Source organism: Nitrospinaceae bacterium (assembly GCA_018669005.1).
Lineage (GTDB): Bacteria > UBA8248 > UBA8248 > UBA8248 > UBA8248 > UBA8248.
Genome location: JABJAL010000118.1, coordinates 1 through 8,831 on the forward strand (window position 1 = coordinate 1; position 8,831 = coordinate 8,831).

Annotated in this window: 9 protein-coding genes; 8 read left to right on the forward strand and 1 reads right to left on the reverse strand. The window is 49.7% G+C overall.

Annotated elements, in window-relative coordinates:
- The first annotated feature begins 292 nt into the window (after window positions 1-292).
- The 5 genes from HOJ95_17780 (at window position 293) to HOJ95_17800 (ending at window position 4,845) form a co-directional block, all read left to right on the forward strand.
- Complete coding sequence (locus HOJ95_17780) at window positions 293-985, forward strand: ABC transporter ATP-binding protein (GenBank protein ID MBT6396545.1); 693 nt, start codon at window positions 293-295, stop codon at window positions 983-985.
- Window positions 978-2,237: an ABC transporter permease gene (locus HOJ95_17785; GenBank protein ID MBT6396546.1), complete on the forward strand. Its 1,260-nt coding sequence runs from the start codon at window positions 978-980 to the stop codon at window positions 2,235-2,237. The genes HOJ95_17780 and HOJ95_17785 overlap by 8 nt, the downstream gene beginning before the upstream one ends.
- Window positions 2,238-2,248: 11 nt before the next feature.
- Window positions 2,249-2,980 (forward strand): outer membrane lipoprotein-sorting protein, encoded by a 732-nt coding sequence (locus HOJ95_17790; protein ID MBT6396547.1) that lies wholly within the window; start codon window positions 2,249-2,251, stop codon window positions 2,978-2,980.
- Entirely contained in the window at window positions 2,977-4,302 is a 1,326-nt protein-coding gene (locus HOJ95_17795) for a hypothetical protein (GenBank protein ID MBT6396548.1), read from the forward strand. The genes HOJ95_17790 and HOJ95_17795 overlap by 4 nt, the downstream gene beginning before the upstream one ends.
- A gap of 111 nt (window positions 4,303-4,413) precedes the next feature.
- Window positions 4,414-4,845 (forward strand): hypothetical protein, encoded by a 432-nt coding sequence (locus HOJ95_17800; protein ID MBT6396549.1) that lies wholly within the window; start codon window positions 4,414-4,416, stop codon window positions 4,843-4,845.
- Between the two features lie 90 nt (window positions 4,846-4,935).
- Here the strand turns inward: HOJ95_17800 and HOJ95_17805 are convergent, their stop codons facing one another.
- Entirely contained in the window at window positions 4,936-5,898 is a 963-nt protein-coding gene (locus HOJ95_17805) for a sulfurtransferase (protein ID MBT6396550.1), read from the reverse strand.
- A 938-nt stretch (window positions 5,899-6,836) separates the two neighbouring features.
- Here HOJ95_17805 and HOJ95_17810 point away from each other — a divergent pair.
- The 3 genes from HOJ95_17810 to HOJ95_17820 form a co-directional block, all read left to right on the forward strand.
- On the forward strand, window positions 6,837-7,295 hold the full coding sequence (locus HOJ95_17810) for an Rrf2 family transcriptional regulator (protein MBT6396551.1): 459 nt from the start codon (window positions 6,837-6,839) through the stop codon (window positions 7,293-7,295).
- A gap of 663 nt (window positions 7,296-7,958) precedes the next feature.
- Window positions 7,959-8,237, forward strand: coding sequence for a transposase (locus HOJ95_17815; protein MBT6396552.1), 279 nt, complete (start codon window positions 7,959-7,961; stop codon window positions 8,235-8,237).
- 23 nt (window positions 8,238-8,260) lie between these two features.
- A partial coding sequence (locus HOJ95_17820) for a transposase (GenBank protein ID MBT6396553.1) occupies window positions 8,261-8,831 on the forward strand: 571 nt, incomplete at its 3' end.

The window sequence follows — 8,831 nt, forward strand, 5'->3', positions numbered from 1 at the left end:
ACGAAAGAACCATGGCCTCCGGGCTTCGCTCCGCTTCGCCCGTCGTCCATGGTTCCAAAACTCTCGTAGCTAGTGGTACTACTATTGGGGGCAGGTCAAGAAGTGATTGATTTTAGGTGGAATTACTAATTCGCCATGCACAGCTCCCATCTCTTTGCAATTAGGAATTCGCCATGCACAGGGTCTCTTATTTACATACAAGATAAATGGAACTTATTTTCGACTTTTTCGTCAAATCGAAAGTAGAAGGTGAAACCGCAGGGTAATCTGAAAGAACTCCAGGAGACTGACAATGAGCCTGATTTTAGCTAGGGATATCGTGAAAACCTATTCAACCGGAGAGATCGAGGTCCAAGCCCTACGGAAGGTGAGTTTCGAGATTTTGGAAGGCTCGTTTGTCGCCTTCGCGGGGCCATCGGGGAGCGGCAAAACCACGTTGTTGAACCTGATTGGTTGCCTCGATAAACCGACTGCGGGAGGCCTTGTAGTAGCGGAAATGGCTGTTGCCCGACTCAACCGGATACAAGGCGCGAAGTTCCGGGGAGAAAATATCGGTTTTATTTTCCAAAATTTTAACCTCATGCCCGTTCTGACTGCTTTCGAGAACATTGAATATCCGCTCACCATGGTTCAGACCCTCCCTGTCCAGGAGCGAACCGAACGAGTAACAGAGCTTCTGGAGGCTGTCGGGATGGCGGATCAACGGAATAAGTACCCAGAACAACTCTCGGGCGGCCAAAAACAACGCGTCGCTGTGGCTCGGGCGCTGGTGACGCGGCCTAAGCTTGTTCTAGCCGATGAGCCGACGGCCAACCTGGATCACGACACCGCGCACATTATCATTCAATTAATGAAAAAAATGACGGAAAAATTCAATACCACTTTTATCTTTTCCACTCACGACTCCAGAATCATTGGCGAGGCCGAAGTGGTCTACACCCTTGAGGACGGCCGAATCACCAATCGGGAGGTCGCCCATGCGTAATCTGTTCAAAATTGCCATTCGAAATTTGTTGCGATTCAGGCGTCGAACCCTTCTGACCGCCTCCTTGATTTGCATCGGCGTGGTTTTTGTCTTGGTGTTTAATTCCGTTACGGGGTCGTTCAAGAACCTCATGATCGGACAGATCACCGACTCATTCCTGGGGGATGTGCAGATTCACCGCCGGGGCTATGTGGCCTCCATGGACAATCTTCCCCTGACAATGAACCTGACGGGGCAAGAGCTCACCCTCATCGAAAAGGCGATTGCCGAAAACAAGGCCATTGCCTCTTATTCAGAGCGCATTAAGTTCGGTGGGCTGTTCAGCAACTTCAACGAATCGACCAACATTCGTATCAACGGCGTAGACCCCGAAAAAGAGTTCGCGACTGTCCCCATGCTCCTCTCGCGGATAATCAAGAAGAAAAAGGATCCGAGTCCCACAAAAACATCGCTGATGAAGGGGTCAATTCTGGTTCCCGAACTGCTTGCCCGAGGGCTGAAGCTGAAGGTTGGGGATACGACCGTGGTGGTCGCGACCAACAAGGACGGCTCGGTAAATGGAAAGACGTTTAAGATATCTGGAATCATGGAGAGCGCTACCGGTCCTGGCGGACGGGACGGATACATTCACATTGCCGACGCCCGGGAAATACTTCGACTGCGGAAAAAGGAAGTTAGCGAGATCGCCTTGAACCTGAAAAATCTGGGGCAGGCAAAGCAGGTGGCCAATGTGCTTCGGACTTCCTTGGCCGGTGTGCTGAACAAGAAAGGTAAACCGAAATTTGAGGTCCATCCCTGGCCGAAGCTGTCCCCGTTCGCCAACATCGCGAAAATGATTGATGTCATCACTTTTTTTATTCGCCTGATCCTTATCGCGGTCGTTCTGATCAGCATTCTCAACGTCATGATGATGTCGGTCTATGAGCGCGTGCGCGAAATCGGAACTATCAGCGCCATCGGCACGCCGCCTCGGACCATCCTCTCCCTCTTTCTCATCGAGGGATTATGTATGGGCATATTCGGTGCCATCGTCGGCGTGGTCCTAGGGGGAGGAACCATCTTTGCCCTGAATTTGATTGAAATTCCCTTCGAGTTCGGACGAGGAGGTTCTTTCATCCTGACACCTTCAATCCATCCGCTAGAAGTCATTTTGGTCTCCGGGCTTGTCATCGTCATCTCGGTCTTGGCCAGTCTTCAGCCCGCCTATAAGGCATCCCGGATGGAACCCATCGATGCACTGAGACACGTATAGGAGAGTTTCCGATGAAATTCGCACTCTTTGTTTTATTGGCTTCCTTCTCGTTTTCGACTCCGGCTTTCGCCCTGACAGGGGATGAAATTCTCAAGACCGTGGACAAAAATCTCCAACCTGGGACCTATGAATCTTATCGGAAGTTGATCAATATCGAGCCGAGTGGAGCGAAAAGGGAGTTCATTCTCTACACCTTGAAAAAAGGGACCGACAAAGTAGTGTCCCTTTTTCTCTCCCCTTCGAGCGAGAAAGGCCGGTCCACCCTTCGCCTGGACGAAAACATGTGGCTCTATATCCCGAGCGTCGCCCGCCCGCTCCGGATTACCAGCCTCCAATCCGTCGTGGGCGGTGTGTTCAACAATGCCGACATCTTGCGTCTGGACTATCATGCGGAATACAGCGTCACGAATCTGAATGACGATAAAAAACAACACCTCCTCCACCTGAAGGCGAAGAGCGGCTCCGTTGCATACGACAAGCTGAAGATGTGGGTGGATAAGGAAACCATGCTCCCCACGCGCATCGAGTGTTACGCGTCGACGGGTCTTCTTATAAAAACGATTTATTTTAAACAAACCAAAGCCTATGGGGGGGGGATCCGGCGCCCGGCCGTTGTTGAAACGGATAGCCCCCTGCAGAAGGGTTACCGGTCAATCATGATTTTCGTCAAGATCACAAAAAAAGATTTGGCAGATGAGGTTTTCTCTTTGAGTTTTCTTCCCAAGGTAGGAACCCTACGTTGAGATGGATAGCCAGAGCAGTTATCGCGTTATTCTTTATCCTGTTTCTTCCCTTGGTGCCTCACGCCCAGGAGGAGTACAAGGTTGATCTAGGCGAGATCGAAAAAGAAATCGAATCAAAATCAAAAGCACCGTTTAGCCTGAACGGCTTCCTCGAATTCGAGCCTAAGTTATTCGGAGCCGACCCTGACACCGCGTTGTACCGCCTCAAGTTCTTTGACCAGAACGAAGGGGAAACCTTCGAGGAATATCCTTTTAGTTCGCGTCTTGAAGGAACATATACTAGGGGCGATCTCTCCGTGTTTTTTCGGGGAAATGCGGAGGTCAAGTCCAGCAACGATGGATTTGAGGAGACCACCAAGCTCCTCGAAGGGTTCGCTTCCTATAAGCATAACGCCAACTTATCCTTCGATGCCGGGAAGAAACTGGTGCGCTGGGGAAAGGGGTACGCCTGGAATCCCGTAAATTTCATCGGCCGGAACCGGGATCCCGAAGACCCCGAGGAAGCGCTCGAAGGCTTCATTCTTTTTCGGGCGGACGCCGTCCGGAGCTTTTCGGGCCCAATGAAAACGGCCAACCTGAGCGCCGTCGCCCTGCCTGTCTATGACAATTTCAACGACGATTTTGGCAAAGAGGATCACGTAAACTTCGCCTCCAAACTCTACCTCCTCCTCTGGGACACCGACATCGATTTTCTTTATTTTGGTGGTGCCAGCCGAACTACCCGATTCGGCTTCGACTTCTCAAAAAACCTCCTGACCAACCTTGAGATCCATGGCGAGTGGGCCTACGTTTCAAATTTTGAAAAGGGGGCGGTCGACAGCCAAGGAAGATTCTCCCGGCAGGAATACGACGCCATCAATTACCTGATCGGACTGCGCTACCTCACCGAACAGGAGACGACTTTCATCCTCGAGTACTATCACAATGGCCAGGGCTTCACACAAGAGGAACTCAAGCGGTTTTTCGACTTCGCGGACACCAGTTACGAGAACTTCACGAGGACCAGCCAGGACGGCGGCTTGCAGCGAGGCAGGACGCTTTTAAAAAGCGCTTTTGGAAGACCAAATCCCGGCCGCGATTACATTTACTTTCGTGCCAGCCAGAAAGAGCCCTTCGGTATCCTGTTCTTGACGCCGGCGGTGACTTCCATCCTCAACTTAAGTGACAAAAGTTTCGTGCTCATTCCCGAGGTTACGTATAGTCTACGGCAAAATATCGAACTGCGGGGCCGGGTCGCGGGGCTTTTTGGGAGCAAGGACACCGAATACGGCGAGAAACGGAACGAATACCGCTTCGAACTTCGGATACGGTATTTCTTTTAGTTTCGTTGTCAAAGAAACTGCGGCGCCGTTTGAATTCGAGTTACTGCGGAATACAACTCTCAAACGGTGAATGTCGAGGATAGACTATCTGATGTTTAGGGAGACTAAGTTATGATAGCAAGCAACTTAACATTTTGTAGAAACCCGAAACTTCTGCATGCCCTTTCCGTAGTGGCCCTGATCTTTGGCGCTGCATCCGTTTTTTCTGCCGGTCAAGTTCTTTTCGGCCCCGAGGTAAGACGCCTCGCCGTGGGCAATTATGTCCCCTTCGTGGTCTGGTTTAATTTTTTAGCTGGGTTCGCTTACATGGTGGCTGCGATCGGACTTTTCCGGCACGCCAAGTGGGGCGCGCGCCTCGCATTGGCGATCGGGGTGGCTACGGTTATGACGTTTGTAGCTTTAGCTGTTTATATCTTCACAGGCGGAGCTTTTGAGGCCAAAACCATAGGTGCCATGACTTTACGCACGGGTGTGTGGGGCGTCATTGCGTGCGTGGCCCGGCAGAGTCTCTTGAAGAAAAAAAAGTTCAGATTGGATAGCTAACCGTTTGGCAAGCTATCTCCAGTCGAATTTCAAAAAGGCTGAGCCATTTCTGACCCAGCCTAAATGAGTTCTTCTGTTGATGTTTATAGTTTAGTTAATTAGAACTTTTTCTTGCAGCTCCTTAATAGGTGCCACGGGAAACTGTCCATGAACAATCCCAGGCTTCATTGGTGTATCGAACATGTTGCCGTATTCACGAATGGAGCCATCATAAACTTTAACCTTTTTATAGCCGAGCAATTCCGACATCACAAACCACCCGTGGGTAGCTAGGACGCCAGTATCGCAGTACGTGATAATGCTTTTGTCCGCAGTAACCCCTGCTTTTTCATACATTGCTTTCAGTTCAGCAACAGACTTGAACGTTTTGTCCTTATTCAGACTGTTCATGGTAAATACATTCACCGCACCGGTAATATGTCCAGAACGCACCCATTTATCGAGACTGTATCTTTTTCCGTTGTAGAAATTTTCTGGACGACTGTCGACAAAAACGGCCTTACGGGTCGCCAGCGCATGAATGATATCCGGGGAATACATAGCCCTTATTTTGGTGTTTGGTGGATATTTAACTTCGATGTTGGTCCGGCTCGCCTTTGTCCTATCAGTTGTTACCGGTCGTTTTTCTTTTTGCCAAAGCCCTATACCACCATCCATAACGCTTACCTTTGGGAAATGCCAGTACTTCAAAGTCCAATAGACACGCGTTACATGATGAGGCTTGCCGTCACCGTCGTAAAGGACAATATGACTGTCCTGTGCCACACCCATCTTGCTCATGACTCGTTCTATCTCAGCGAGACCAAGCACCATATGATCTGTCTCAGGAGCAAAAACCTCGCTTCCCCATTTAATCTGGATAGCCCCTGAAATATGTCCTTTGGCATAACCTTTTTTGCTAACGTCAACTAAAGTTATGGAGTTCAGGTTATCAGCCACCCATGCAGTAGACACAAGAGGAGAAACTTCTGCCGCCTGTAAGGTGGAAAACGTCAAAAATACCCCCGCCACGACCAGAAATACTATAGATCTAATGTTCTTTTTTCTCATCATGACTTCCTCCTTTTTTGTGAAAATCTCATCATAATTTCGAGATTAAATAAACTTTTGATAACTGCCATCTATCCTTAATTTCTTTACTAACAGTGCTTTTTAATGTGCTCGCATACAAAAGCCCTCCCAGAAGGTTCGCACCCGGGAGGGCATGGGGAGATTTCGTTACCTTCAATCAATATAGGTCCACGAATTCAATTTCGCGAGTGCGAACCTAAAACTCTAACGTCATTGGGTTAGGTGGAGAAGCGAAGTGTTTGTGAGGATATTTCTGAATTGGTACTGGGTGACCTATGGGGGACTCGAACCCCTGTTGCTGACGTGCTACTCGACCCCGTCCGTATATAGCGAGAGGATTTTCAGGAAACATTTAGGAAACAAACTCACGCTCATCAACCGCAATAACCGCAATTGAGCCTGATCTTAGAAGAAAGCGGAAAACTCAAGAACGGAAGGGATTTATCGCGATCGTTTTCGAAAAAGTATCTCTTTGACTGTACTTCGCAAAAACTCGATTCCCAGAAAATTGAATAACTTAGTGAAGTCGTTGAATAGAGAATTTTTCAGAATTCCAGCCTGAGGAGGGAGTGTTTACGCGGCTTTCTTAATCAGCGGGACGACTATTAAATAAGTCATGTATCGGGCCGGGTACAAGAACCTGAATTGTCGGGTTGTAAATATTCCCTGGTAAGGATTTCCGGCCCACGAGTGGTATTGGTAGCGGTTTTTTAGGGGGGCGTAGGTTCAAGTAGTTCCAGGATTTGCGTGGGGAGTAGTACCTCAATCGGGGACAGGTCATCAGATAATCTACAAACAAAAAAACAATTTTTAAAATATTGACACTGACTATAGAACGAACAATATTGTTGGTTAGGAGGAATTCATAAAGCCTCCCCTCCCTCGGGTGCCCCTCTTTGAAATAAGTTGAGGGCTATTGGATGCTATGTCTATCAAAAACCACAGGGTATGTTGTCGCTGCAATGAGTTGTCTGGATGGTCCCAATGGACATTCAGTCACAGTCCGTGAAGTTGCAGATTCCACCAATATCTCAAGAACCTACCTGTCCAAAATAGTTAAATCCCTTGTCGAAAAAGGCCTCGTCAAAACGAAGCGCGGTTATACGGGCGGATTGCTACTCACGCGCCCCCCTGAGGAAATTTCCCTCATGGAGATTGTGGAGGCAGTAGAAGGGCCTGAATGGATAGGAGATTGTCTCCTTGGGATGGACGATTGTAACCTCTGTCCAACCCGCGAATTTTGGAAAGAGGTGAGCAAGCTCATCAGAATAGAACTGCACACCAAGAAGCTCAACGAATGGACAAGATTGAATAATGGTGGCTATATCAGGAAGGTAATTATAGATAATCAGAATCTAAAATTAGTTGAGGCCCATTGAGAACTTAAATCAAGTTAGTGACCTGTGCATGGCGAATTAGTAATTCGCCATGCACAGGAGCAATAGGGAAAGAGCCGGTGGTGTAGGATCAAACATTCAAGGGCGGTTAACCGTCCTGCGCGGTCAAAGAAAAAACGGCCGTATGGATAAAAGAGTATATGGAGCGGGGTGCAGTGCCCCGTTCTTTTTTTATGCTGATGCGCTGGGCTCCGCAAATTTCTATCGTGTCCCTGGCGAATTGTTAATCACGCGGTGATCGGTGTCTGGAACAGGTCCTTGCAATGTGAATTCCATGCATAGCTTCCCAGATCTGCTTGGGTAGGCGGGTCTTTCCCGGCGCGCCTTCATCGGGTGTTTTCAGCTATCAGGCCTCTTGCGCCTCCTGGCCAGATCAGTCTGGAAATTACGGCCAGAGTGTGGGCAAAAATCAGAAATAGATTTTTCATGGCGGGGGAGGTTAGGCGAGCTCACGCTCTAGAGCAAGGCGAAGAAGTGATTGATTTTAGGTGGAATTACTAATTCGCCATGCACAGCTCCCATCTCTTTGCAATTAGGAATTCGCCATGCACAGGGTTGACCTTGCCCCTTCAAACCGGTCCAAGCTGAATGAGAGGATTTTCGATACTCTTTCGGTAAGACCGCCCAACCCGGGAGGGGATTTAGATGAGCAAGAAGCGCCATACCCCCGAGCAGATCATATCCAAGCTGAGAGAGGCTGAGATTCTACTATCTCAGGGACGAACCGTACCCGTGGCCTGCAAGCGCATCGAGGTCTCAGAGCAGACGTACTATCGCTGGCGAAAAGACTACGGGGGACTCCGTACAGACCAAGCCAAGCGATTCAAGGAACTGGAGCGTGAGAATGTCCGCCTCAAGAGGCTCGTGGCCGACCAGGCGTTGGACAACGCCATCTTGAAGGAAGTCGCCTCGGGAAACTTCTGAGCCCGTCCAAAAGGAGGCGGGCTGTGGAACATACATGTGAGCTTTTTCAGGTATCGGAGCGGCGAGCTTGCCGTGTCATGAGGCAGGCCCGCTCGACACAGCGCTATCAGCCCAGGTGCAGGGGTGATGAGGAGAGACTCACCGCCAGTGTGGTGGAGCTGGCCAGTCTATACGGGCGCTGGGGGTATCGTCGGATAGGCAGGCTGCTTCGAGAAGAGGGTTGGCGTGTGAACGATAAAAGAGCCGCGCGCATCTGGAGGCAGGAGGGTCTCAAGATTCCTCAAAGACAACCCAAGCGAGGAAGATTGTGGCTGAACGATGGTTCCTGCGTGAGAAGACGCCCCGAGCACCCCAATCATGTCTGGGCGTATGACTTCTGTGCCGACAGGACCCACGACGGGCGTCCTCTTCGGATGCTCGCCATCGTAGATGAGTTCACACGAGAATGTTTATCGATTGATGTGGGCAGAAAGCTCAGGTCAGACGATGTCCTGGCTCGCCTGACCGAGCTGTTCGTACAAAGGGGGCTTCCCGAGCACATCCGCTCGGACAACGGCTCTGAGTTCACCTCAAAACGAGTGAGGAACTGGTTAT

Bases quoted from the DNA above. Each gene is read 5' to 3' on its own strand.
- HOJ95_17780 (MBT6396545.1), top strand. From the start codon at position 293: ATGAGCCTGATTTTAGCTAGGGATATCGTGAAAACCTATTCAACCGGA.
- HOJ95_17785 (MBT6396546.1), top strand. From the start codon at position 978: ATGCGTAATCTGTTCAAAATTGCCATTCGAAATTTGTTGCGATTCAGG.
- HOJ95_17790 (MBT6396547.1), top strand. From the start codon at position 2,249: ATGAAATTCGCACTCTTTGTTTTATTGGCTTCCTTCTCGTTTTCGACT.
- HOJ95_17800 (MBT6396549.1), top strand. From the start codon at position 4,414: ATGATAGCAAGCAACTTAACATTTTGTAGAAACCCGAAACTTCTGCAT.
- HOJ95_17805 (MBT6396550.1), bottom strand. From the start codon at position 5,898: ATGATGAGAAAAAAGAACATTAGATCTATAGTATTTCTGGTCGTGGCG.
- HOJ95_17810 (MBT6396551.1), top strand. From the start codon at position 6,837: ATGCTATGTCTATCAAAAACCACAGGGTATGTTGTCGCTGCAATGAGT.
- HOJ95_17815 (MBT6396552.1), top strand. From the start codon at position 7,959: ATGAGCAAGAAGCGCCATACCCCCGAGCAGATCATATCCAAGCTGAGA.